Annotated in this window: 19 protein-coding genes; 13 read left to right on the plus strand and 6 right to left on the minus strand. The window is 60.0% G+C overall.

The window, feature by feature from the left end; genetic code table 11:
- Positions 1–258 carry a hypothetical protein gene (locus QRN50_RS02020; protein ID WP_024641290.1) on the minus strand — a complete coding sequence of 86 codons (258 nt, stop codon included), beginning with the start codon at positions 256–258 and terminating at the stop codon, positions 1–3.
- A gap of 235 nt (positions 259–493) precedes the next feature.
- On the opposite strand from QRN50_RS02020, the gene QRN50_RS02025 reads away from it, so the two are divergent.
- The 4 genes from QRN50_RS02025 to QRN50_RS02040 are packed head-to-tail and all read left to right on the plus strand — an operon-like array spanning position 494 to position 6114.
- Positions 494–1657, plus strand: coding sequence for an isovaleryl-CoA dehydrogenase (locus tag QRN50_RS02025; RefSeq protein WP_011267707.1), 1164 nt, complete (start codon positions 494–496; stop codon positions 1655–1657).
- 13 nt (positions 1658–1670) lie between these two features.
- Positions 1671–3278 carry a carboxyl transferase domain-containing protein gene (locus QRN50_RS02030; protein ID WP_024638789.1) on the plus strand — a complete coding sequence of 536 codons (1608 nt, stop codon included), beginning with the start codon at positions 1671–1673 and terminating at the stop codon, positions 3276–3278.
- A gap of 14 nt (positions 3279–3292) precedes the next feature.
- Positions 3293–4168, plus strand: coding sequence for a gamma-carboxygeranoyl-CoA hydratase (locus QRN50_RS02035; protein ID WP_096127265.1), 876 nt, complete (start codon positions 3293–3295; stop codon positions 4166–4168).
- A complete protein-coding gene (locus QRN50_RS02040; protein WP_032653556.1) occupies positions 4165–6114 on the plus strand; it encodes an acetyl/propionyl/methylcrotonyl-CoA carboxylase subunit alpha in 1950 nt (649 codons plus the stop codon). The genes QRN50_RS02035 and QRN50_RS02040 overlap by 4 nt, the downstream gene beginning before the upstream one ends.
- Positions 6115–6210: 96 nt before the next feature.
- Here the strand turns inward: QRN50_RS02040 and nfuA are convergent, their stop codons facing one another.
- Complete coding sequence (gene nfuA, locus QRN50_RS02045; RefSeq protein WP_011267703.1) at positions 6211–6804, minus strand: Fe-S biogenesis protein NfuA; 594 nt, start codon at positions 6802–6804, stop codon at positions 6211–6213.
- A gap of 70 nt (positions 6805–6874) precedes the next feature.
- A complete protein-coding gene (locus tag QRN50_RS02050) occupies positions 6875–7897 on the minus strand; it encodes an acyltransferase family protein (protein ID WP_003402782.1) in 1023 nt (340 codons plus the stop codon).
- 406 nt (positions 7898–8303) lie between these two features.
- Here QRN50_RS02050 and metH point away from each other — a divergent pair, with 406 nt between their 5' ends.
- The gene (gene metH, locus QRN50_RS02055; protein ID WP_096127264.1) at positions 8304–12023 is read left to right on the plus strand and encodes a methionine synthase; all 3720 of its coding nucleotides are present in this window, start codon (positions 8304–8306) and stop codon (positions 12021–12023) included.
- Positions 12024–12034: 11 nt separating this feature from the next.
- On the opposite strand, the gene QRN50_RS02060 is transcribed toward metH, so the two are convergent.
- Complete coding sequence (locus tag QRN50_RS02060; protein WP_096127263.1) at positions 12035–13135, minus strand: ABC transporter substrate-binding protein; 1101 nt, start codon at positions 13133–13135, stop codon at positions 12035–12037.
- Between the two features lie 554 nt (positions 13136–13689).
- On the opposite strand from QRN50_RS02060, the gene QRN50_RS02065 reads away from it, so the two are divergent.
- Both QRN50_RS02065 and QRN50_RS02070 read left to right on the plus strand, forming a co-directional pair.
- A complete protein-coding gene (locus QRN50_RS02065) occupies positions 13690–15348 on the plus strand; it encodes a nitrite/sulfite reductase (RefSeq protein ID WP_003402786.1) in 1659 nt (552 codons plus the stop codon).
- Positions 15332–15826 carry a DUF934 domain-containing protein gene (locus tag QRN50_RS02070; RefSeq protein ID WP_003402787.1) on the plus strand — a complete coding sequence of 165 codons (495 nt, stop codon included), beginning with the start codon at positions 15332–15334 and terminating at the stop codon, positions 15824–15826. Before QRN50_RS02065 ends, QRN50_RS02070 begins: the two co-directional genes overlap by 17 nt.
- Before the next feature lie 165 nt (positions 15827–15991).
- Here QRN50_RS02070 and sohB read toward each other — a convergent pair whose 3' ends face one another.
- The gene (gene sohB, locus QRN50_RS02075) at positions 15992–17014 is read right to left on the minus strand and encodes a protease SohB (protein ID WP_003402788.1); all 1023 of its coding nucleotides are present in this window, start codon (positions 17012–17014) and stop codon (positions 15992–15994) included.
- A 205-nt stretch (positions 17015–17219) separates the two neighbouring features.
- Here sohB and QRN50_RS02080 point away from each other — a divergent pair, with 205 nt between their 5' ends.
- From QRN50_RS02080 to QRN50_RS02105, 6 genes are all read left to right on the plus strand, one after another.
- A complete protein-coding gene (locus QRN50_RS02080) occupies positions 17220–17930 on the plus strand; it encodes a histidine phosphatase family protein (protein ID WP_024641969.1) in 711 nt (236 codons plus the stop codon).
- Between the two features lie 55 nt (positions 17931–17985).
- Positions 17986–18303 (plus strand): SCP2 sterol-binding domain-containing protein, encoded by a 318-nt coding sequence (locus QRN50_RS02085; protein ID WP_003348992.1) that lies wholly within the window; start codon positions 17986–17988, stop codon positions 18301–18303.
- A 213-nt stretch (positions 18304–18516) separates the two neighbouring features.
- Positions 18517–19584, plus strand: a complete 1068-nt coding sequence (locus QRN50_RS02090; protein WP_003402791.1) for a phosphotransferase family protein — start codon at positions 18517–18519, stop codon at positions 19582–19584.
- A 27-nt stretch (positions 19585–19611) separates the two neighbouring features.
- Positions 19612–20379 carry an SDR family oxidoreductase gene (locus QRN50_RS02095; RefSeq protein ID WP_024641970.1) on the plus strand — a complete coding sequence of 256 codons (768 nt, stop codon included), beginning with the start codon at positions 19612–19614 and terminating at the stop codon, positions 20377–20379.
- 100 nt (positions 20380–20479) lie between these two features.
- Positions 20480–21628: a Gfo/Idh/MocA family protein gene (locus QRN50_RS02100; protein ID WP_096127262.1), complete on the plus strand. Its 1149-nt coding sequence runs from the start codon at positions 20480–20482 to the stop codon at positions 21626–21628.
- A 92-nt stretch (positions 21629–21720) separates the two neighbouring features.
- Positions 21721–22500 carry a TSUP family transporter gene (locus QRN50_RS02105; protein WP_003402798.1) on the plus strand — a complete coding sequence of 260 codons (780 nt, stop codon included), beginning with the start codon at positions 21721–21723 and terminating at the stop codon, positions 22498–22500.
- On the opposite strand, the gene nudC is transcribed toward QRN50_RS02105, so the two are convergent.
- Positions 22468–23304 (minus strand): NAD(+) diphosphatase, encoded by an 837-nt coding sequence (gene nudC, locus QRN50_RS02110; protein WP_024638799.1) that lies wholly within the window; start codon positions 23302–23304, stop codon positions 22468–22470. The genes QRN50_RS02105 and nudC overlap by 33 nt on opposite strands.
- Positions 23305–23324 lie beyond the last annotated feature (20 nt).

A 23324-nucleotide genomic window follows, 5' to 3' on the forward strand; every position in this document is an offset into this window, starting at 1 on the left:
CTAACAGATTTTTTTGGAGTGGATAGCTTTTCTGAACCACTTGCCTCGCAAGTCGTTCGCAGCCAGACAGAGAACAACAAAACTGCCCCGAGGCAGTTGCCGAACTGGTTGGATCACTACGATGAAAGTGTCATCAGCGCTCAAAAAAATACGTTTGCTCTTGATCCCGTCTGCGGATCGCTCAAAAAAGATGTGAAGGGTCAGGTCGCCAAAAACAACAACAGGCCTCCCGAACAACAAAAAAGAGCATAGCAACACACCTTGAAGGGGAGCCCAGGCTCCCCTTCGTGCTTTCCGGCGTTCCGCCCTCTTCTCTCGTGACTGAAAAATACAGCCTGATCACTCCCGGTCCGCTTCGGCATGGGCGTTGACAGCACAATCCTACAGGTTTACGTTAACGTAAAGGTCATAGCTGATAGACACTATAACCGCTTCCAGAAAGACGCGCCGTCCAAGAACAAAGCGCCACTCAAGAACAAAAAAGGAAAGCCCCATGAGTTACCCCAGCCTGAACTTCGCACTTGGCGAAACCATCGACATGCTGCGCGACCAGCTGCAATCCTTCGTCGCCGCAGAGCTTGCCCCGCGCGCCGCGCAGATCGACAAGGACAACCTGTTCCCCGCCGACATGTGGCGCAAGTTCGGTGAAATGGGCGTACTGGGGATCACTGTCAGCGAAGAGTACGGCGGCGCGGGCCTGGGTTATCTGGCGCACGTCGTGGCGATGGAAGAAATCAGCCGTGGCTCGGCATCCGTGGCGCTTTCCTATGGCGCCCATTCCAATCTGTGCGTGAACCAGATCAACCGCAATGGCAGCCCGGCGCAAAAGGCCCGTTACCTGCCCAAGCTGATCAGCGGTGAACACGTTGGCGCGCTGGCCATGAGTGAACCCAATGCAGGCTCGGACGTGGTGTCGATGAAACTGCGCGCCGACAAGCGCGGTGATCGCTATGTGCTCAACGGCAGCAAGACCTGGATCACCAACGGGCCGGATGCCGACACCTATGTGATCTACGCCAAGACCGACCTGGAAAAGGCAGCCCACGGCATCAGTGCGTTTATCGTCGAACGCGACTGGAAAGGCTTCTCGCGGGGCAGCAAGTTCGACAAGCTGGGCATGCGCGGCTCCAACACCTGCGAACTGTTTTTCGATGATGTCGAGGTGCCCGAGGAGAACCTGCTGGGCATGCTGGATGGCGGAGTCAGAGTGCTGATGAGCGGCCTTGATTACGAACGCGTCGTGCTCTCCGGCGGACCGACCGGGATCATGCAGGCGTGCATGGACGTGGTGGTGCCCTACATTCACGACCGCAAACAGTTCGGCCAGAGCATCGGCGAGTTTCAGCTGATACAGGGCAAGGTCGCAGACATGTACACCCAGCTCAATGCCAGCCGGGCCTACCTGTATGCGGTCGCCCAGGCTTGTGACCGCGGCGAGACCACTCGCAAGGACGCTGCGGGGGTAATCCTGTACAGCGCCGAGCGGGCCACGCAGATGGCGCTGGAGGCCATCCAGATTCTCGGCGGCAATGGCTACATCAACGAGTTCCCGGCGGGCCGACTGTTGCGCGACGCCAAACTCTACGAGATCGGCGCAGGCACCAGTGAAATCCGGCGCATGCTCATCGGTCGCGAACTGTTCAACGAAACCCGTTGATCGGGGAGCCACCATGACCATTCTGCAGACCCGAATCAACACCCGCTCGCCTGAATTCACCCTCAATCGCGACGCGCTGCTCAAGCAGGTCGAAGCATTGCGCTCGCTGTTGAGCAACGTCCAGCAAGGTGGCGGCCGCAAAGCCCAGGAGCGCCACACCTCACGCGGCAAGTTGCTGCCGCGCGAGCGTATCAACCGTTTGCTGGACACCGGTTCACCGTTTCTGGAAATCGGCCAACTGGCCGCGCACGAGGTATACGGCGAAGAGGTCCCGGCCGCTGGCGTGATCGCCGGAATCGGCCGGGTCGAGGGCGTCGAATGCATGATCATCGCCAACGACGCCACGGTCAAAGGCGGCTCCTATTACCCGCTGACCGTAAAGAAGCATTTGCGCGCCCAGACCATCGCCCAGCAGAACCGCCTGCCGTGCATCTATCTGGTGGATTCCGGCGGCGCCAACCTGCCGCGTCAGGATGAAGTGTTTCCCGACCGCGAACATTTCGGGCGGATCTTCTTCAACCAGGCGAACATGAGCGCGCAAGGTATCGCCCAGATCGCGGTGGTCATGGGCTCCTGTACCGCAGGTGGCGCGTACGTACCCGCCATGGCCGACGAGGCGATCATGGTCCGCCAGCAGGCCACGATCTTTCTGGCCGGCCCGCCGCTGGTCAAAGCGGCAACCGGCGAAGTGGTCAGCGCCGAAGAACTGGGCGGTGCCGATGTGCACTGCCGCACGTCCGGTGTCGCCGACCACTATGCCGACAACGACGATCACGCGCTCGCACTGGCGCGCCGCAGCATCGCCAATCTGAACTGGCGCAAGCAGGGCCAACTGAACACCGTCGCGCCCATTGCACCGCTGTACCCCGGCGATGACCTGTACGGCATCATCCCCACCGACACGAAACAGCCATTCGATGTAAGGGAAATCATCGCGCGCCTGGTGGATGGCTCGGTGCTCGACGAATTCAAGGCTCTGTTCGGCACCACGCTGGTCTGTGGCTTCGCGCGTCTGCATGGCTACCCGATCGCGATCCTCGCCAACAACGGCATCCTGTTCGCCGAAGCGGCGCAGAAAGGTGCGCATTTCATCGAGCTGGCCTGCCAAAGGGGCATCCCCCTGCTGTTCCTGCAGAACATCACCGGCTTCATGGTCGGCCAGAAGTATGAAGCGGGCGGCATCGCCAAGCATGGTGCCAAGCTGGTGACCGCCGTGGCCTGCGCCAGGGTGCCGAAATTCACGGTGATCATCGGCGGCAGTTTTGGCGCGGGGAATTACGGCATGTGTGGCCGCGCTTACGATCCGCGCTTTCTATGGATGTGGCCCAACGCGCGGATCGGCGTGATGGGCGGCGAACAGGCGGCCGGCGTGCTGGTGCAGGTCAAATGCGAGCAGGCCGAACGGGCCGGTCAGGCGTTCAGCGCCGAACAGCAGACCGAGCTGAAACAGCCGATTCTCGATCAGTACGAGCATCAGGGCCATCCTTACTATTCCAGCGCCCGCCTGTGGGACGACGGAGTCATCGACCCGGCGCAAACCCGCGACATTCTCGCGCTTGCCCTCTCCGCCTCGCTCAACGCGCCCATCGAACCTACCACCTTCGGCCTGTTCCGAATGTGAGCCGGGAAATGACCATGACTTCGACCTCATTCGCAACCATAGAGCTGATCAACGACCCACGTGGCTTTGCCACGCTGTGGCTGAATCGACCGGACAAGAACAACGCCTTCAACGCGCAGATGATCCGCGAGCTGATTATCGCCCTGGACCAGGTACAAGGCGATACCAGCCTGCGTTTTCTGCTGTTGCGTGGCCGTGGCCGGCATTTCAGTGCCGGTGCCGACCTGGCGTGGATGCAGCAGGCAGCAGACCTGGATTACAACACCAATCTGGACGACGCCCGCGAACTGGCGGAACTGATGTACAGCCTCGCCAGGCTGAAAATACCGACGCTCGCCGTCGTCCAGGGCGCAGCTTTCGGCGGTGCGCTGGGCCTGATCAGTTGCTGTGACATGGCCATTGCAGCGGTGGATGCGCAGTTCTGCCTGTCCGAAGTGCGCATCGGCCTGGCGCCGGCCGTTATCAGTCCATTCGTGGTACAGGCCATCGGCGAACGCGCTGCGCGACGTTACACCCTGACGGCCGAGCGCTTCGATGGCCAGCGGGCGCAGCAGATCGGTCTGGTCGCCGAGTGCTACCCGGCTGCAGAACTGCAAGATCGAACGCTGCAATGGGTCGACAACCTGTTGCTCAACAGCCCGCAGGCCATGCGTGTCAGCAAGGAGCTGCTGCGCGAAGTCGGCAGCGGTGTGCTGACCCCCGCGCTGCGTCGCTACTGCGAAAGCGCAATCGCGCGTATCCGCACCAGTGCCGAAGGCCAGGAAGGCCTGCGCGCGTTTTTGCAGAAACGCACACCTGGCTGGCAGCCCGTCAAGGATCAGCCGCCTGGCAATCCCGTTCCAGCAGCCTCGACAGCCCGGCACGAACCTCAGAAGGACTCGCAATCATGAGCATGCCCGAGCTGACCACGCTGTTGATTGCCAACCGCGGCGAGATCGCCTGCCGCATCATGCGCACGGCGAAAAACATGGGCCTTACCACGGTCGCCGTGCACAGCGCCATTGACCGTGACGCACGGCATAGCCGCGAGGCCGACCTCTGCGTGGACCTTGGCGGCAGCAAGGCCGCAAACAGTTATCTGGCGATCGACAGGCTTATCGAAGCCGCCCGGGCGAGTGGCGCGCACGCGATCCATCCCGGCTACGGTTTTCTGTCTGAAAACGCCGATTTTGCGCGTGCCGTCGAAGACGCCGGGCTGATTTTCCTCGGCCCCCCCGCCTCGGCCATCGATGCAATGGGCAGCAAATCCGCCGCCAAGGCCTTGATGGAGCAGGCAGGCGTGCCGTTGGTGCCGGGCTATCACGGTGAAGCACAGGACGTCGAGACGTTCCGCGCCGCTGCCGAGCGTATCGGCTACCCGGTGCTGTTGAAAGCCACCGCTGGCGGCGGCGGCAAAGGCATGAAAGTGGTCGAGCATACGGGCGAACTGGCCGAAGCGCTGGCTTCGGCGCAACGCGAGGCGCTGTCCTCGTTCGGTGACGCGAGGATGCTGGTGGAGAAGTACGTGCTCACCCCGCGCCATGTCGAAATCCAGGTGTTTGCCGACCGGCATGGCCACTGCCTGTACCTCAATGAGCGCGATTGCTCCATTCAGCGCCGACACCAGAAGGTCGTCGAGGAAGCACCGGCGCCCGGCCTGACGGCCTCATTGCGCAAGGCCATGGGCGAAGCCGCGGTGAAAGCCGCACAAGCCATCGGCTACGTCGGTGCGGGTACGGTGGAGTTCCTGCTGGACGCACGCGGCGAGTTTTTCTTCATGGAAATGAATACCCGCCTGCAGGTGGAGCATCCGGTCACCGAGTACATCACGGGTCTGGACCTGGTGGAATGGCAGATCCGTGTCGCCAGAGGCGAATCGCTGCCCATCACCCAGGAGCAGGTGCCCCTGACCGGCCACGCCATCGAGGTCCGTCTGTACGCCGAAGACCCGGTCAACGACTTTCTTCCGGCCACCGGCACGCTGGAGCTCTACAGAGAGCCTGCGCCCGGCCCCGGCAGGCGGGTGGACAGCGGCGTTGCCGAGGGCGACAGCATTTCGCCCTTCTACGACCCGATGCTCGGCAAGCTGATTGCCTGGGGCGAAGACCGCGAGCAAGCCCGCCTGCGCCTGCTGGCCATGCTCGATGAATTTGCAGTGGGCGGAGTCAGGACCAACCTGGCGTTTCTGCGCAGAATCATCGCGCATCCAGCGTTCGCCGCCGCGCAGCTTGATACCGGCTTCATTCCCCGCCATCAGGCGCAACTGCTGCCGCACACCAATGAGCCGGACGAGACATTCTGGCAGGCCGCTGCCGAGGCCTTCAGCCAGAGCGAACCGGCACGCATCGATCAAGCCGATCCGTATTCGCCCTGGGCAGTCAGCAGCGGCTTTCGCGCCGGCCTGCCTGCGCAGACGGATCTGCGACTGAGCTGCAACGGTCTAACCCGCAACACCTGCCTGCGCAACAGCAGCCCCTCGTTATTCACTCTGAGTGGCGAGCATTTGCAGGTCGAGCACAACGGTGTGCGCCAACGACACCTGGCGATACGACGCGGCAATACGCTGTATCTCGAATGGCAAGGCGAGGTGCAAACCGTCACCCGCCTGGACGCCATCGCCCAGGCAGACGTCGGTGAGGGTCAGCATGCAGGCCTGACAGCACCGATGAATGGCAGCATCGTACGGGTATTGGTTGAAGTGGGTCAGGCTGTCGAGCCTGGCGCGCAACTGGTGGTGCTGGAAGCCATGAAGATGGAACACAGCATCCGCGCCGCCAGCGCCGGAGTGATTACCGCGCTCTACTGCCACGAGGGAGAGATGGTCAACGAAGGCGCGGTGCTGGTGGAGCTGGACTGACGCTCGTCAACCGCCACACATGAAAACGCCCTGAACAGTCAGGGCGTTTTCGTGCAGCAACTTTCGTGCAGCAACTTCCTTGCAAAAAAGAGACGCCTAGTAGTAGGCGTTTTCTTTCTGCGTATGGTCGGTAACATCGCGAACGCCCGACAACTCGGGAATACGCTCAAGCAACGTGCGCTCGATACCTTCCTTCAGCGTGACATCGGCCTGGCCACAACCCTGGCAACCACCGCCGAACTGCAGCACGGCGATGTTCTTCGTCTCTTCCTCGACCACATCGATCAGCGTGACCTGACCGCCATGGCTGGCGAGGCCCGGATTGATCTCGGTTTGCAGGTAGTAATTGATGCGCTCGTTGATCGGGCTGTCGGCATTGACCATCGGCACTTTGGCGTTCGGTGCCTTGATAGTCAGCTGGCCGCCCATCCGGTCGGTGGCGTAGTCGACCACTGCATCATCGAGAAAGGCCTCGCTGAAGCCGTCGATCCAGGCCGTAAAGCTCTTCAGGCCGATGGCCTTGTCTTCCGGTTTTTCTTCACCCGGCTTGCAGTAGGCAATGCAGGTTTCGGCGTACTGAGTGCCGGGCTGGGTGATAAATACGCGGATGCCAATGCCCGGGGTATTCTGCTTTTCCAGCAGATCGGCCAGATAATCGTGGGCGGCATCGGTAATAGTGATAGCGGTCATGAAAATTCCTCGCAGACGTGCGTGCAGTTTACGCCAATCGGCCGCTTCACACAAAGTCCCAGTATTTTTGTCAGGTTAATGCCTGCGCCTGACTGACCGCCCTGCGCGCATCCAGCCAGGCTTTCATCCGGCGGTACAGGCCTTTCTCGATCCACTCATAACTGACCCACGCACCGATGGCGATGATCGGCACGCAGAAGGCGAAGACCACATAGGGATTGAGGCCAAAGCGCTGCGCCATCAGCAAGCCGCCGTACAGCACCAGAACGTGCAGCAGGTACACCGAATACGAGCAGTCACCCAGCACCTTTAGCAAGCGATTGCCCTGAAAATATGGTTCCAGCGAAATGCACGACAGCACGATCAAGGCACTCGGCAGACCCCAGTTGAGCAGGCGCTGCTCGTTGCTCAGGTTATTGATCGCATACAGCCCGACCGCTATGCCTGCCAGCGGCAGCCATAGCGCCTGTTTGATCCAGCCCCGGCGATAGAGAATGCCGATACCGATACCCAACAGGAATTCGTAAATGATGTCGTTGCCATAGAAGCGGCTGATCAGCCCGGCGCGGGCCAGAACCTCACTGACCGCAAACAGCGCTGCGGCAATGATCAACGGCCGGTGGCGCTGTTGAAAGAGGAATACCATCGAAAACAGCAGGTAGAAGAACATCTCATAGTTCAGCGTCCAGCCAACGTTGAGTGTCGGGTAGAGACCATAGCCCCCGGGATTCTCGGAAGGAATGAACACCAGTGACAAGAGGAAATTCTGCCAGCCGATCACCTGGTGCGGGAGCATCGGTGCTGCAATCAGCAGCAGCAACCCCATGGCGGCGGTGTATAGCCAATAGGCCGGAACGATGCGAATCAGGCGATGCAGAATGAAACGCCGTGCTGGCATGTCACTGTTCTGCGTGGATAAAAAGATAACCAGGCCGCTGATGACGAAGAAGATATCGACGCCGACCGCGCCCTTTGACACAAAGAACTGCCCCACCGGACCGCTGGCCTTGAAATCGAAAAAAATCTGCATGAAGTGATGACACACCACGACCCACGCTGCGAACGCCCGTAGGGCCTGAACTGAAATCAACATCACAAAAAACCTCAACTACCTGACTTTCAATCATGGACCGTTGGATAGACCGGTCTATGACGCGCACCATTTCGGACCACCTTTTTGAAAAAAAGATCGCGCGAGATACATTTCGTTCAGGAAGCAAAGATGGCCGCAGGCCATGTTGCACAAGGGCCTGCGACGTGAAGCCCCCGTTTTTCAGAGGTTTTCGTAGCGATTCATGTCCAGCACACCCGCTTCGGGTGGTTAAGTTTCCTGAACGTAGCGACTCCCAATGTGCCGAAGGCTCGGTAGTACAACGCTACAAAGGCACCCTCGCCTCCAACATGAATGATTTTCATGCAAAAGGCGCAACAACACTAAAACCGTTCCGGTTTGCTATCATCCCGTTCTTTAAAGAATCGACCTTTTCAAGGTAGCCCCCATGTCTGACCGCAGCGCCCGCCATCAAGCTTTTCTCACTGCTCTGAAACAGAGGATCCTGATCCTCGATGGCGGCATGGGCACCATGATCCAGAGCTACAGGCTCGAAGAACAGGATTACCGCGGCAAGCGTTTTGCCGACTGGCCCAGCGATGTCAAAGGCAACAATGACCTGTTGATCCTGACCCGCCCTGATGTGATCGGCGCTATTGAGAAGGCTTATCTGGATGCTGGCGCCGACATCCTCGAAACCAACACATTCAACGCCACCCAGGTGTCCCAGGCCGACTACGGCATGGAATCGATCGTTTACGAGCTGAACGTCGAAGGCGCGCGCCTGGCGCGCAAGGTCGCAGACGCCAAGACACTGGAAACCCCGGACAGGCCGCGCTTCGTGGCCGGTGTGCTGGGCCCCACCAGTCGCACCTGCTCGCTGTCGCCGGACGTCAATAACCCCGGCTATCGCAATGTGACCTTTGACGAACTGGTCGAGAACTACACCGAAGCGACCAAGGGGCTGATCGAAGGCGGCGCCGACCTGATCCTCATCGAGACCATTTTCGACACGCTCAACGCCAAGGCGGCGATCTTTGCCGTACAGGGTGTATTCGAAGAAGTCGGCTTTGAGCTGCCGATCATGATTTCCGGGACCATCACCGACGCATCCGGGCGCACCCTGTCCGGCCAGACCACCGAAGCGTTCTGGAACTCGATCAGCCATGCAAAACCTATCTCGGTCGGCCTGAACTGCGCACTGGGCGCCAGCGAACTGCGTCCTTACCTGCAAGAGCTGGCCAATAAAGCCAACACCCATGTCTCCGCGCACCCCAACGCCGGCTTGCCGAATGCATTTGGCGAATACGACGAACTGCCGAGCCAGACGGCGAAGATCATCGAAGAATTCGCCCAGAGCGGCTTCCTGAACATCGTCGGCGGCTGCTGCGGTACGACACCGGCGCACATCAAGGCGATCGCCGAGGCGGTTTCGGGTTACGCGCCGCGGGAAATTCCGGACATCCCCAAGGCCTGCCGCCTGTCGGGCCTCGAACCGTTCACCATCGATCGCCAGTCGCTGTTCGTCAACGTCGGCGAGCGTACCAATATCACTGGCTCCGCCCGCTTCGCCCGCCTGATCCGTGAAGACAATTACACCGAAGCCCTCGAAGTCGCCCTGCAGCAGGTCGAAGCCGGCGCTCAGGTGATCGATATCAACATGGACGAAGGCATGCTCGACTCGAAGAAGGCCATGGTGACCTTCCTCAACCTGATCGCAGGCGAGCCGGACATCTCCCGCGTACCGATCATGATCGACTCCTCGAAATGGGAAGTGATCGAGGCCGGCCTCAAGTGCATCCAGGGCAAGGGCATCGTCAACTCCATCAGCATGAAGGAAGGCGTCGAGCAGTTCATTCATCACGCCCGCCTGTGCAAGCGCTATGGCGCGGCGGTGGTGGTCATGGCCTTCGATGAACAGGGTCAGGCCGACACCGAAGCGCGCAAAAAGGAAATCTGCAAGCGCTCCTACGACATTCTGGTCGACGAAGTGGGCTTCCCGCCGGAAGACATCATCTTCGACCCGAACATCTTCGCCATCGCCACCGGTATCGAAGAACACAACAACTATGCCGTGGACTTCATCAACGCCTGCGCCTACATCCGCGACGAGCTGCCGTATGCGCTGACCTCGGGTGGCGTGTCCAACGTATCTTTCTCGTTCCGCGGCAACAACCCGGTACGCGAGGCGATCCACTCGGTGTTCCTGCTGCATGCGATCCGTAATGGCCTGAGCATGGGCATCGTCAACGCCGGGCAGCTGGAAATCTACGACCAGATCCCCGCCGAACTGCGCGACTGTGTCGAAGACGTGGTGCTCAACCGCAACCCCGAAGGCACCGATGCACTGCTGGCGATTGCCGACAAGTTCAAGGGGGATGGCAGCGTCAAGGAAGCCGAAACCGAAGAATGGCGCAGCTGGCCGGTCAATCAGCGTCTGGAGCACGCGCTGGTCAAGGGTATTACCACCCATATCGTGCAGGACACCGAAGAGTCGCGCGTGGGGTTCGCGCGGCCTATCGAAGTGATCGAAGGCCCGCTGATGGCGGGCATGAACGTGGTCGGCGACCTGTTTGGTGCAGGCAAGATGTTCCTGCCCCAGGTGGTCAAGTCCGCGCGCGTGATGAAACAGGCCGTGGCGCACCTGATTCCGTTCATCGAGCTGGAAAAGGGCGACAAGCCCGAAGCCAAGGGCAAGATCCTGATGGCGACGGTCAAGGGCGACGTGCATGACATCGGCAAGAACATCGTCGGCGTGGTACTGGGCTGTAACGGCTACGACATCGTCGATCTGGGCGTAATGGTGCCTGCCGAGAAAATCCTGCAAGTGGCCCGCGACGAGAAATGCGACATCATCGGCCTCTCCGGCCTGATCACGCCGTCACTGGACGAAATGGTGCATGTTGCCCGGGAAATGCAGCGCCAGGACTTCCACCTGCCGCTGATGATCGGCGGCGCGACCACCTCCAAGGCGCACACGGCGGTGAAGATCGAACCCAAATACAGCAATGATGCCGTGATCTACGTCACCGATGCTTCCCGAGCAGTCGGCGTCGCGACCCAGTTACTGTCGAAAGAGCTGAAGCCGGCCTTCATTGAAAAGACCCGCCTGGAATATGTCGAAGTACGCGAACGCACCTCGGCACGCAGCGCGCGTACCGAGCGCCTGAGTTACGGCGCTGCAGTGGCTAAAAAGCCGCAGTTCGACTGGGAAAACTACACCCCGGCCCAACCGACGTTCACCGGCACCCGGGTCCTGCAGGATATCGACCTGAACGTGCTGGCCGAGTACATCGACTGGACGCCGTTCTTCATTTCCTGGGACCTGGCTGGCAAGTACCCGCGCATCCTCACCGACGAAGTGGTCGGTGAAGCGGCCACCGCACTGTACGCCGACGCCACGCAGATGCTGCGCAAGCTGATCGACGAGAAGCTGATCAGCGCCCGCGCGGTCTTCGGCTTCTGGCCAGCCAATCAGGTCAATGACGACGATCTGGAAGTCTATGACGATGACGGCAGGCCGTTGGCGAAGCTGCATCACCTGCGCCAGCAGACCATCAAGCCCGACGGCAAGCCGAACTTCTCGCTGGCCGACTTCGTTGCACCAAAGGACAGTGGCCTGACCGACTACATCGGCGGGTTCATCACCACAGCCGGCATCGGCGCCGAGGAAGTCGCCAAGGCTTATCAGGACAAAGGCGACGACTACAACTCGATCATGGTCAAGGCGCTTGCCGACCGTCTCGCCGAAGCCTGCGCCGAATGGCTGCACCAGCAGGTGCGCAAGGAATACTGGGGTTATGCGCAGGACGAAGCGCTGGACAACGAAGCGCTGATCAAGGAGCAATACATGGGCATCCGCCCGGCGCCGGGCTACCCGGCGTGCCCCGATCACACGGAAAAAGGCACCCTGTTCGCCCTGCTCGATCCGCTGCCGGAAGGCAGCGCCGAACACACGGCAGGCAAGAGCGGCGTGTTCCTGACCGAGCACTACGCGATGTTCCCGGCTGCAGCGGTCAGCGGCTGGTATTTTGCCCATCCCCAGGCGCAGTACTTCGCCGTGGGCAAGATCGACAAGGATCAGGTCGAAAGCTACACCGCTCGCAAGGGTCAGGACCTGAGCGTCACCGAACGCTGGCTGGCACCGAACCTGGGCTACGACGAGTAACGCCTGACCGGTCATCTGCCGCCTGAGTGATCAGGCGGCAACATGCCTTTCAGCGAAAATGGCGACGCATCGCCAGAAGCCTCCACATTGAATGCCTGGATATCGAACCGGTAACGTTCTTTGCTGGCTGCATCCAGAAAACGTTGCGCATCCTGCGGCTCGACGACGTGAACCACATCGATGATGCGTGCGCCGATCTGTTGCCGGGCCTGGCGTTGGGCCGTGTCATAGCGGTGCAAGAGAATGATCGCCCATCCGCCCAGGGTGAAATGCCCTGACGCCACCACGCTCAGACTGCCATTGAGCTGAGCCTGCAGTGAAAGTGACGTGCCGTTGATGGCGCTGAACAACACGTCCTGCCCCGGCTTGCCGCCCTGCTCACGCAATGCCTCCATTGCACCAAACGCCATCTGCTCGTTGGCAGCCCACACCAGGCGTGTCTGCGGGTAGCGCTTGAACAGCACGCGAGCCTGCTCGAGCACGCGATCGCGTCGCCAGCCACCCAGCGCAATCTGCCGTAGATGCACCTCTGGATGCTCCGACAGGGCACGCAACATGCCTTTTTCACGCAGCAGGGAAACCGGCGTGGTGTTGGTCCCGGAAAACGCCAGCATGTCGATGACCTGACCATCCGCGCCAGGCGCCGCGAGACTGATAAGCCGTTTTGCCGTCAGATAACCGCCCTCCTCATCGTTACCCACCAGGCTGCCGATGAAGTCCGGATAACGCGATGGCAGGTCACCGAGAATCCGAATCTGGTCCGCGTTCAGCGTACTGTTGACGGCAAACAGCTTTACCCCACTGCCCACGGACATACGCAGCACTTCAGGGGCGATATTCAGCTCGTTGGAGAACAACAGGTAATCCGGGCGCTCGTCCCCTTGCAGCGTCGCTCGCGCCAGATCGAGCAACCTGCGAGTGTCGCGCTCGGTATAGAGTATTTTCAGCGACATGCCGGTGGTGTCGGCAGCCGTCTGCATGACCCGGGAGTAACTCAGCCAATAACCGTCTGATTCTGCGCCGGGGCTCAGAAATACCACCGAGGCAGCCTGTGTCGCCCCGACCCACAGACAACTGCACAGTACCAGCCAGCCAGCATATAACGCCTTCATATCAACGAACCTTGAAGAAGCAGGGATTTATCGCCAAAAGCGAGTTATCGGCTGCGGCAGCAAGGTTCTGCAGACTTTCGGCAGATTCTTTATCAGCCGGTCACTGGCTGCTGGCCCAGAACATCGCGGCGCCTACTGCCAGAATGACAATGAATAAAATGGCCCAGGTATCGACGGATCTGCCCGGCTTGGTTACTTTCGGGTGCTTGCTCATCGCATCGCCTCTTGTCGGTCTTGTGGGTGATTGCACATGAATGGGAGTATCCCGACACCTGTTCAGCATCGGTCAATATGCAGTTAAGTCGAGTCTTGCCCACACGGCAAGCAGGGATATGAACAGTGGTCTTTTTGCTTATCGCTTTTAGTGATTTGCATATATATAAACATCACTTTTATCGATAACTGCAAACTGCTATCGTCGCCTTCGCTCCCCGGGGAGTGCGCGGCCGTGCGCGCAGAATTGACCAGATGAAGCAGGAAACATCGAGCAGCGGGCTTTTTTCAGACTGACGCCACTGCCCTGCTTCATGACGAAGCCTGAGAACAGGACCTATATGTACGTATACGACGATTACGATCAGAAGATCATCGAGGACCGCGTCAAGCAGTTCCGGGATCAGACCCGACGCTACCTGGCCGGGGAACTGAGCGAAGAAGAGTTTCGACCGTTGCGCCTGCAAAACGGTCTTTATGTTCAGCGCTTCGCGCCAATGTTGCGCGTCGCCGTGCCCTACGGTCAGCTGACCTCGCGCCAGGCGCGCATGATGGCGAAAATTGCGCGCGACTACGATAAAGGCTACGCGCACATCAGCACCCGCCAGAACGTACAGTTCAACTGGCCTGCGCTTGAAGATGTCCCTGATATTCTCGCTGAACTGGCAACCGTGCAGATGCACGCTATCCAGACCAGCGGCAACTGCCTGCGCAACGTCACCACCGACCAGTTTGCCGGTGTGGCGGCGGACGAACTGGTAGACCCGCGCCCATGGTGCGAGATCGTCCGTCAATGGACCACGTTCCACCCTGAATTCGCTTACCTGCCGCGCAAGTTCAAGATCGCGATCAATGGCTCGACCAGTGACCGCGCAGCCATCGAAGTGCATGACATCGGTCTCGAGCCATTGCGCAACGAAGCCGGCGAGCTGGGCTTCCGCGTTCTGGTCGGTGGCGGTCTTGGCCGTACACCGGTCGTCGGTGCCTTCATCAACGAGTTTCTGCCGTGGCAGGACCTGCTGAGCTACCTCGACGCCATCCTGCGGGTCTACAACCGCTATGGCCGTCGCGACAACAAGTACAAGGCGCGCATCAAGATTCTGGTCAAGGCGCTGACCCCTGAAGTGTTTGCCGCCAAGGTCGAGGCTGAAATGGCTCACCTGCGTGGCGGTCAGACCACCCTGACCGAAGCCGAAGTGCAGCGCGTGTCCCGGCACTTCGTCGACCCGCAATACAAGGCGCTCAGCGATCAGCACGCCGAACTGGCAGCGCTGGATGCTCAACACCCCGGCTTCGCTCGCTGGCGTCAACGCAATGTGCTGGCGCACAAGAAGCCTGGCTACATTGCCGTGACCCTGTCGCTCAAGCCAACCGGCGTCGCTCCTGGCGATGTGACCGACAAGCAACTGGACGCCATCGCCGACCTGGCCGATCGCTACAGCTTCGGTCAACTGCGCACCTCCCACGAGCAGAACATCATCCTTGCCGATGTCGAGCAGAGAGAGCTGTTCACCCTGTGGAACGAGCTGCGCGACAATGGTTTCGCCACGCCGAACATCGGCCTTCTGACCGACATCATCTGCTGCCCGGGCGGTGACTTCTGCTCGCTGGCCAATGCCAAGTCGATCCCGATCGCCGAATCCATTCAGCGTCGTTTCGACGATCTGGACTACCTGTTCGATATCGGCGAGCTGGACCTTAATATCTCCGGCTGCATGAATGCCTGCGGCCACCACCATGTCGGCCATATCGGCGTGCTGGGCGTGGACAAGAAAGGTGAGGAGTTCTATCAGGTCTCGCTCGGCGGCAGCGCCAGCCGTGATGCGAGCCTGGGCAAGATTCTCGGCCCCTCCTTTGCCCAGGAGGCGATGCCGGACGTGATCGAGAAGCTGATCGACGTCTACGTTGAAAAACGTACCGAAGACGAGCGCTTCATCGACACCTACCAACGTATTGGCATTGACCCTTTCAAGGAGCGCGTCTATGCAGCGAATCATTAAGAACAACGAAGTCATCGATGAAACCTGGCATCTGCTGCCCAAGGACACGACCTTTGACAGCCTGTCGAACTGCGACGACCTGATCGTGCCGCTGGCGCTGTGGCGCGAACACGCGCACGCGCTGAAGGCACGCGATGGCGGTCTGGGTGTGTGGCTGGACAGCGATGAGGAAGCCGAGGAAATCGGCGAGGATGTCCACCAGTTTCAGGTCATCGCTCTGAATTTTCCGGCCTTCACTGATGGCCGAAGCTTCTCGAATGCGCGCCTGTTGCGTGATCGTTATGGCTACAAGGGTGAATTGCGTGCCATCGGCGACGTGTTGCGCGATCAGTTGTTCTACATGCACCGTTGTGGCTTCGACGCATTTGCGGTGCGTGCCGACAAGGATCCGTACGAGGCACTGGAAGGTCTGAAGGACTTCTCGGTCACCTACCAGGCCGCGACCGACGAGCCGCTGCCGCTGTTCCGACGCCGCTGATTCAGGCGTCCCGGGATTTGGCTAAAGGCACGGCTCGGGAACTGATGACTATCGTTCCCATGCTCCGCGCGGGAATGCAGTTCGTGACGCTCTGCGTCACGCGGCGGTTCCGTAACACTCAGCTGACTTGGGGTTCGACTCAAGTCAGCTTTTCACCTACACCTACTACCAGAACCGCTGCTGGGTCAAACGTCCCCACCACTTGGTGGCCAGTTGATCTGCTGAGGTGGCAGCCGCCATGCCCATGCGCTCTTGCAGGCTTTTGCGCTGCACGTAGTGCAGGTGGAACACGTCTGCATTCCTGGCCCGCTCGGCCAGGTACTCGTCACTGGTCTTGAGTTCATCGACCAGCAGCTTGTCGACCGCCGCCATGCCCAGCCATACCTCGCCCGTCGCCACTTCGTCGATGGACAATTGCGGGCGGTAGCTGGCAACGAAGTTTTTGAACAGGTCGTGGGTGATGTCCAGGTCCTGCTGAAATTTCTCGCGGCCCTTTTCGGTGTTTTCGCCAAACACGGTCAGGGTGCGCTTGTATTCACCTGCGGTCAGCACTTCGAAATCGATGTCGTGCTTTTTCAACAGGCGATTGACGTTGGGCAGCTGTGCCACCACGCCAATGGACCCGAGGATGGCGAACGGTGCGCTGATGATCTTGTTGCCGATGCACGCCATCATGTAACCACCACTGGCAGCGACCTTGTCGATGCACACGGTCAGCGGGATGCCCGCCTGACGAATACGCGCCAGTTGCGAAGACGCCAGGCCGTAGCTGTGAACCATGCCGCCGCCGCTTTCCAGACGCAGCACCACTTCATCCTTGTCGGTGGCCAGGGTCAGCAGCGCGGTGATTTCATGGCGCATGCTTTCAGTGGCCGAGGCCTTGATGTCCCCGTCGAAATCCAGCACGTAGACACGAGCCTTGGGCTCGGCGTGCTTTTTCTCTTTCTTCAGTGCCTTGCCCTGCTCTTTGCGCAGCGTCTTGAGGTGCTCCTTGTCGAGCAATGACTGCTCAAGCCGTTCGCGCAGGCCCTTATAGAAATCATTGAGCCGGGTGACCTGCAATTGTCCGGACGACTTGCGACGGCCCTTGCCACGCATGGACGCAATGGCAACCAGTACCACAACGATGGCGATCACCAGCGTCACGGTCTTGGCCAGAAAACTTGCGTAATCGACAACGAAATCCACGAATATCCCTCATGAGTGTCAGGCCCTTACCAATCAAGGGCTGTGCTGAATGCAGCATACCGACGCCCTTTGCCGCGCACCAGTCAATGACCCGTTACAAACCATTAAAACGATGATTTCAAACGAGCGTATGTTTTTTCATTGACAGTCCCCCGGCATCCCTCATAACCTCGGTGCACCTTCGGCGTACCGAGAAGAAACGGACGTGGGCAGCATCTACCTGATACGACATGGCCAGGCCTCATTTGGTGCCGAAAATTACGACGTGCTGTCGCCCGTGGGGATTCGTCAGTCTCAAGTGCTGGGTGCCCACCTTGCCGAGCAGGGGCTGAGCTTTGATCGCTGCGTGTCCGGTGAGCTCATGCGCCAGAAAGACACCGCCCGGCATGTACTGGGTCAGTACAGCGAAGCAGGCCTCGATACGCCTGAGGTGCAACTGGACAGCGCTTTCGATGAATTCGATGCCGAAGGCGTGATCAGGGCATTGATACCGGCCATGCTCGAAGACGAACCGCAAGCGCTGGATATACTGCGCGATGCAGCGGCAAATCCTGCAGGGTTCCAGCGCCTGTTCAACCTGATTACCGGGCGCTGGCTGAGCGGCAACCACGATACGCCGGGGCTGCAAAGCTGGCAGGCGTTCGTGGCGCGCGTCGAGGCAGGCCTGAAGCGGATTCTCCAGGCTGCCGGCCCGCATGAGCGGATCGCGGTATTCACCTCCGGCGGCACCATTACCGCGCTGCTGCATCTTATTACCGGAATGCCTGCATCAAAGGCACTGGAGCTTCACTGGCACATCGTCAATACGTCGTTGCACCAGCTTAAATTCAAAGGCACCGACGTGACCCTGGCTTCCTTCAACGGTTACACACATTTGCAACTGCTGAAGGCGCCGGAGCTCATCACCTATCGTTGAGCCCGGCCAATCGCGTCCTGTCGGACGCTGGCACTTACTCTAAAAGGATCACCACATGACCTCAGTAGCAGACGCCGTACAGACCATGAAAAACAAGTTCAACCCAGCTGCTGCTGCCGGTCTGGACCTGGTCTTCGGCTTCAACATCACCGACGAAGACAAGCACTACGCACTGATCGTCAAGGACAGCACCTGCGAACTGCAGGAAGGCGAAAACCCGGACGCCAACGTGACGCTGGTCATGGACAGCCAGACCCTCAAGGGTATCGTCAGCGGCGAGACCGATGGCATGCAGGCGTTCATGGGTGGCAAGCTGCGTGCCGAAGGCGACATGATGCTGGCCATGAAGCTCAGCGAACTGTTCCCGGTATAAACCTGCCGCACACGGCAGACTGCACTACCTGAAAACCGAAGCCCTGCCGGCTTCGGTTTTTTTATGCGCACCTTTGTATAAAAAAGCGATCAGAGCCACTGATTGCCCGGCAACACGCTAGCCTATAAAGCGGTCATGCGCTTGATCGCGGATTGGACGATCATTAGATTAGTCAATAGTTTGCGCTGACCATAATAAGCAAAAGGGATACGTATGGCACTGACTGACCAGTCCACCGAGATTCGCAGCGGCGAAGAACTGGACGCCTCCCTGATCGACGCGTACCTGAAGGCGCACGTGCCGGAGCTTCACGGCACGCCGACGATCAGTCAGTTTCCGGGCGGCGCATCGAACCTGACCTACCTGCTTCAGTACCCTGAGCGGGAACTGGTACTGCGTCGTCCCCCCTTCGGACACAAGGCGCGTTCGGCCCATGACATGGGCCGCGAGTACCGCATTCTCAATCAGCTCAAGGAAGCCTTTCCCTACTGCCCGGAGGCTTATCTGCACTGCACGGACGAGTCACTGATCGGCTCGGAGTTCTACGTGATGCAGCGCGTCAAGGGGATCATTCTGCGCTCTGACCTGCCGCCGGAACTGGCGCTGGATGCAACACAGACCGAACAGCTGTGCAAAAACTTCATCGACAAAATGGTAGACCTGCATCGTGTCGATTATCAGGCCTGTGGTCTGGGTGACCTCGGCAAGCCGCAGGGCTACGTACAGCGGCAGATTTCCGGTTGGTCCGAGCGCTACGAGAAAGCGCTGACCCCGGACGCTCCGGCGTGGGAGCAGGTCAAGCGCTGGCTGGCAGACAAAATGCCTGCCGACTCGCCGACCTCGAGCATCGTGCATAACGACTACCGTTTCGACAATGTGATCCTCGACCCGGCCAACCCGATGCACATCATCGGCGTACTGGACTGGGAGTTGACCACGCTCGGCGATCCGCTCATGGACCTGGGCAACACCCTCGCCTACTGGATACAGGCCGACGATCCAGCCACGGTGCAACTGATGCGCCGCCAGCCAAGCAATGCGCCGGGAATGCTGACCCGCCAGGCTTTTGTCGACTATTACGCCGAGCGCGCAGGCGTGCGCATAGACAATTTCGATTTCTACTACACCTATGGCCTGTTCCGTCTGGCCGGTATCGTGCAACAGATCTACTACCGGTTTTTTCACGGCCAGACCCAGGACAAACGCTTTGCCCAATTCATTCACATGAACAGGCTGCTGGAGCAGATGAGCCTGCGCGTGATCGAAAAAACCAGCCTCTGACCGCCAGCGGCAAGACAAGGAAATGATATGTCCAGAACCCAGCTATTCGACCTTGATGGCAAGGTTGCATTCGTTTCAGGTGCCAGCCGAGGCATCGGTGAAGCCATTGCTCGGCTGCTGGCCCAGCAAGGCGCGCACGTTATCGTCTCGAGTCGCCGGCTCGAGGGTTGCCAGGCAGTGGCGGACGCCATCGTCAGCGAGGGTGGCAAGGCAACAGCCATTGCCTGCCACATCGGTGAGCTGGAACAGATAAACAGTGCATTCGCGCAGATTCGCCAACAGTTCGGGCGCCTGGATGTCCTGGTCAACAACGCCGCCACCAACCCGCAGTTCTGCAACGTGCTGGACACCGATCCCGGCGCCTTCCAGAAGACAGTCGACGTCAACATTCGCGGCTACTTTTTCATGTCCGTGGAAGCCGGCAAGCTGATGCGCGAAAGCGGTAGCGGCAGCATCATCAACGTGGCGTCCATCAACGCGGTATCGCCGGGTGCCTATCAAGGCGTCTATTCGATGACCAAGGCAGCCGTGGTCAACATGACCAAGGTGTTTGCCAAGGAGTGCGCTGAATTCGGTATTCGCTGCAACGCCCTGCTTCCCGGCTTGACTGACACCAGGTTCGCATCCGCATTGGTCAAGAACGACGCAATCCTCAATGTGGCGCTGTCCCAGATCCCGCTGAAACGCGTGGCCGCTCCCAGCGAGATGGCCGGCGCGGTGCTTTACCTGGCCAGTGAAGCCTCCAGCTATACCACCGGTGTGGCGCTGAACGTCGACGGGGGCTTTTTATCCTGAAGAGCCGCCGGACTGGCAAAAAGTAAGTGAATTAATTTTCCATTATTAAAATATATGGAATATATTTTCCGCATAACAACAATCCTGTCTGGAGAATGTCATGCGCGAATCACTTTCCACATCGCCTGCGCAACTGGGTATCGGACTGATCGGCACCGGCTTCATGGGCCGTGCCCATGCGTTGGCGTTCGGCAACGCCAACGCTGCGCTTGATCTGCCCGCACGCATCCAGCTCTGCGCGCTGGCGGACGCCGACAGTGCACGCGCCGAGCAATGCGCAAGCGCCTGGGGGTTCGACCGCAGCCACGCTGACTGGCAGCAATTGATCGATGATCCGCACGTACAGATCGTGGCGATTACCACCCCCAATCACCTGCACTTCCCCATGGCCATGGCTGCCATCGCCGCAGGCAAGGCGGTGTATTGCGAAAAACCGCTGGCCGTGAATCTCGCCGAGGCCGATGAAATGCGCCGCAGCGCCAAGGCTGCGGGTGTCGTTACCCAGGTGGGCTACAACTACCAGCACAACCCGATGATCGGACTCGCCAGGGAAATGATCGAAGCCGGCGAACTGGGCGAAATCGTCAGCTTTCAGGGCGAGTTCAGCGAGGATTTCATGGGCGATCCGGCGTCACCCTGGTCGTGGCGCTGTGAAGCGGCGCATGCCGGCGGTGCACTGGCCGATCTGGGCAGCCACTTGCTGGCGATGGCTCGTCATTTGCTGGGCGACATCGAAGCAGTCTGCGCCGATGCCAGCACCGTACACCGTGAACGCCCGGCGAGCATCGGCAGCCAGCAACTGCGCGCCATTGCGGTGGACGACCAGACCCACGCGCTGCTGCGCTTTGCCAACGGTGCGCGCGGAACCTTCAGCAGCAGCTGGCTCAAACACGGCTATAAAAACCACCTGAGTTTCGAGATCAGCGGCACCAAAGGCACGTTGGCGTTCGATCAGGAGCGGCTCAACGAGCTGCGCCTCTACCGCACAGGCGCAGCCGGACGCGATGGTTTTCAGCGACTGCTGGCCGGCCCCGCACAACCGGGTTACGCCGCATTCTGCCCGGCTCCCGGCCACCAGCTGGGCTACAACGAGCTCAAGGCGCTCGAAGTACAAGCGCTCATCCAGGCCGTCTGTGGTCAGCGCAGCCGTGGCCCGGACTTCGAGGAAGCGTGGCAAATCGAACGCCTGGCGACGGCCATTCGCGTGGCCGCAGCCGAGCAGCGCTGGGTCGCGCTCACCGACATCTGACTTCCTGCAAACGTTGTACAAAGGGTAGAATGCGCCACGTTCGGGCAGTCATTCTGCCCCTTTGCCGCCCTCGCCATAAGCCCTCTGCCACCATGCCCTTTGAACTCAGCGTCGACCTGACCACCCTCGCCATTCTTGCCGTGGTTGCCTTCATAGCGGGATTCATAGACGCCATCGCCGGCGGCGGCGGACTGCTGACCACTCCTGCGCTGATGACCGCCGGCCTGCCGCCGCATCTGGTGCTGGGCACCAACAAGCTCAGTTCGACCTTTGGTTCAGCGACGGCCAGTTTCACGTTCTACCGTCGCAAGCTGTTTGATCCACGCCAATGGCTGCATGCAGTGGTCGGCACCGCCGTCGGCGCTGCACTGGGTGCGGTGATCGCCCATTACCTGCCAGCCGAGTGGCTGAACCAGATGTTGCCGGTGATTGTGTTCGGTTGCGGGCTGTACTTGTTGTTTGGCGGCACGCCCAAGGCGCCCTTGGACAGCAACGCGCCGATCAGGAAGAAATGGCAGTTGCCACAGGGGCTGGGCCTAGGCTTCTACGACGGTGTTGCCGGTCCGGGCACCGGTGCCTTCTGGACCGTCAGCACCCTGCTGCTCTATCCAGTAGACCTGGTCAAGGCCAGCGGCGTCGCACGCAGCATGAACTTCGTCAGCAATGCCGTGGCATTGTCGGTGTTCATCTTCTCGGGCCAGGTGGATTACATCATCGGCCTGAGCATGGGCCTTGCGGTAATGCTCGGTGCCTACTTCGGTGCAGGCACCGCGATCAAGGGCGGAGCCAAATTCATCCGCCCGGTGTTCATCACTGTGGTGCTGGGCCTGACCGTACGCCTAGCCTGGCAGCACTGGTTCGGGGGCGCCTGACCGCTCGGCCAGATACGCCTCGATAAGGTAACGGGCAATCGACCGATTGGCCGGTAACGGCGGCAGGTCATCGACATGAAACCAGCGTGCGTCTTCGATTTCTTCTGCCTGGGGCACGATTTCGCCGCTTTCGTATTCGGCATGAAACCCGAGCATCATCGAGTGCGGGAACGGCCAGCACTGGCTGCCCCGGTACTTGAGGTTCTTGATGCGCACCTGCACCTCTTCCATCACCTCGCGGTGTACGCAGTCTTCAGCAGACTCACCCGGCTCCACGAACCCGGCCAGTGCGCTGTACATGCCGGTGACAAACCGCGGTGAGCGGGCCAGCAGGATTTCATCGCCGCGGGTAACCAGCACAATCATGCTCGGCGAAATACGCGGGTACAGCCGCAGGTTGTCATGTTCGCAGAACATCGCCCGCTCTCCGCGAATCTGCACCGTCGCACGACCGCAGGCACCGCAGAAACGGTGTTCCCTGGCCCATGTGCTGACCTGCGCGGCGTAGCCGAGCATCTGGAAGACAGCGAAATCGCCTTCCAGCATGAACTGACGCAAGCCTTGCCAGGCGCAGCCCTCAACGGCAACCGAGCGCTCAAGCACCAGCAAGTAGACAGGCTCACCCTCGAAATAACCGATGCCGTGCTCGCTCTGCACCGGCAGGTCCTGCCCGGCTAACCAGCCCCTGGGGAACATCACCCCATTGGCGTCCAGCAAAAAACCCTGATCCCCCTGAACCACAGCCAAACCGCCAGGGGCCTCGACATCCAGAACTGCAGTTGTCCAACGCTCCGGGCGCGACATTAGAAACTCCTTCGCTCAAA

This window comes from Pseudomonas sp. MEJ108, from assembly GCF_030208985.1.
Lineage (GTDB): Bacteria > Pseudomonadota > Gammaproteobacteria > Pseudomonadales > Pseudomonadaceae > Aquipseudomonas > Aquipseudomonas fragariae.

Coding starts and splice junctions, on each gene's coding strand:
- QRN50_RS02060 (WP_096127263.1), bottom strand. CDS start 13,135: ATGAAGGCGTTATATGCTGGCTGGCTGGTACTGTGCAGTTGTCTGTGG.
- QRN50_RS02050 (WP_003402782.1), bottom strand. CDS start 7,897: ATGTTGATTTCAGTTCAGGCCCTACGGGCGTTCGCAGCGTGGGTCGTG.
- metH (WP_096127264.1), top strand. CDS start 8,304: ATGTCTGACCGCAGCGCCCGCCATCAAGCTTTTCTCACTGCTCTGAAA.
- QRN50_RS02090 (WP_003402791.1), top strand. CDS start 18,517: ATGGCACTGACTGACCAGTCCACCGAGATTCGCAGCGGCGAAGAACTG.
- QRN50_RS02085 (WP_003348992.1), top strand. CDS start 17,986: ATGACCTCAGTAGCAGACGCCGTACAGACCATGAAAAACAAGTTCAAC.
- QRN50_RS02105 (WP_003402798.1), top strand. CDS start 21,721: ATGCCCTTTGAACTCAGCGTCGACCTGACCACCCTCGCCATTCTTGCC.
- QRN50_RS02025 (WP_011267707.1), top strand. CDS start 494: ATGAGTTACCCCAGCCTGAACTTCGCACTTGGCGAAACCATCGACATG.
- QRN50_RS02030 (WP_024638789.1), top strand. CDS start 1,671: ATGACCATTCTGCAGACCCGAATCAACACCCGCTCGCCTGAATTCACC.
- nudC (WP_024638799.1), bottom strand. CDS start 23,304: ATGTCGCGCCCGGAGCGTTGGACAACTGCAGTTCTGGATGTCGAGGCC.
- QRN50_RS02035 (WP_096127265.1), top strand. CDS start 3,293: ATGACTTCGACCTCATTCGCAACCATAGAGCTGATCAACGACCCACGT.
- nfuA (WP_011267703.1), bottom strand. CDS start 6,804: ATGACCGCTATCACTATTACCGATGCCGCCCACGATTATCTGGCCGAT.
- QRN50_RS02070 (WP_003402787.1), top strand. CDS start 15,332: ATGCAGCGAATCATTAAGAACAACGAAGTCATCGATGAAACCTGGCAT.
- QRN50_RS02065 (WP_003402786.1), top strand. CDS start 13,690: ATGTACGTATACGACGATTACGATCAGAAGATCATCGAGGACCGCGTC.
- QRN50_RS02095 (WP_024641970.1), top strand. CDS start 19,612: ATGTCCAGAACCCAGCTATTCGACCTTGATGGCAAGGTTGCATTCGTT.
- QRN50_RS02100 (WP_096127262.1), top strand. CDS start 20,480: ATGCGCGAATCACTTTCCACATCGCCTGCGCAACTGGGTATCGGACTG.
- QRN50_RS02040 (WP_032653556.1), top strand. CDS start 4,165: ATGAGCATGCCCGAGCTGACCACGCTGTTGATTGCCAACCGCGGCGAG.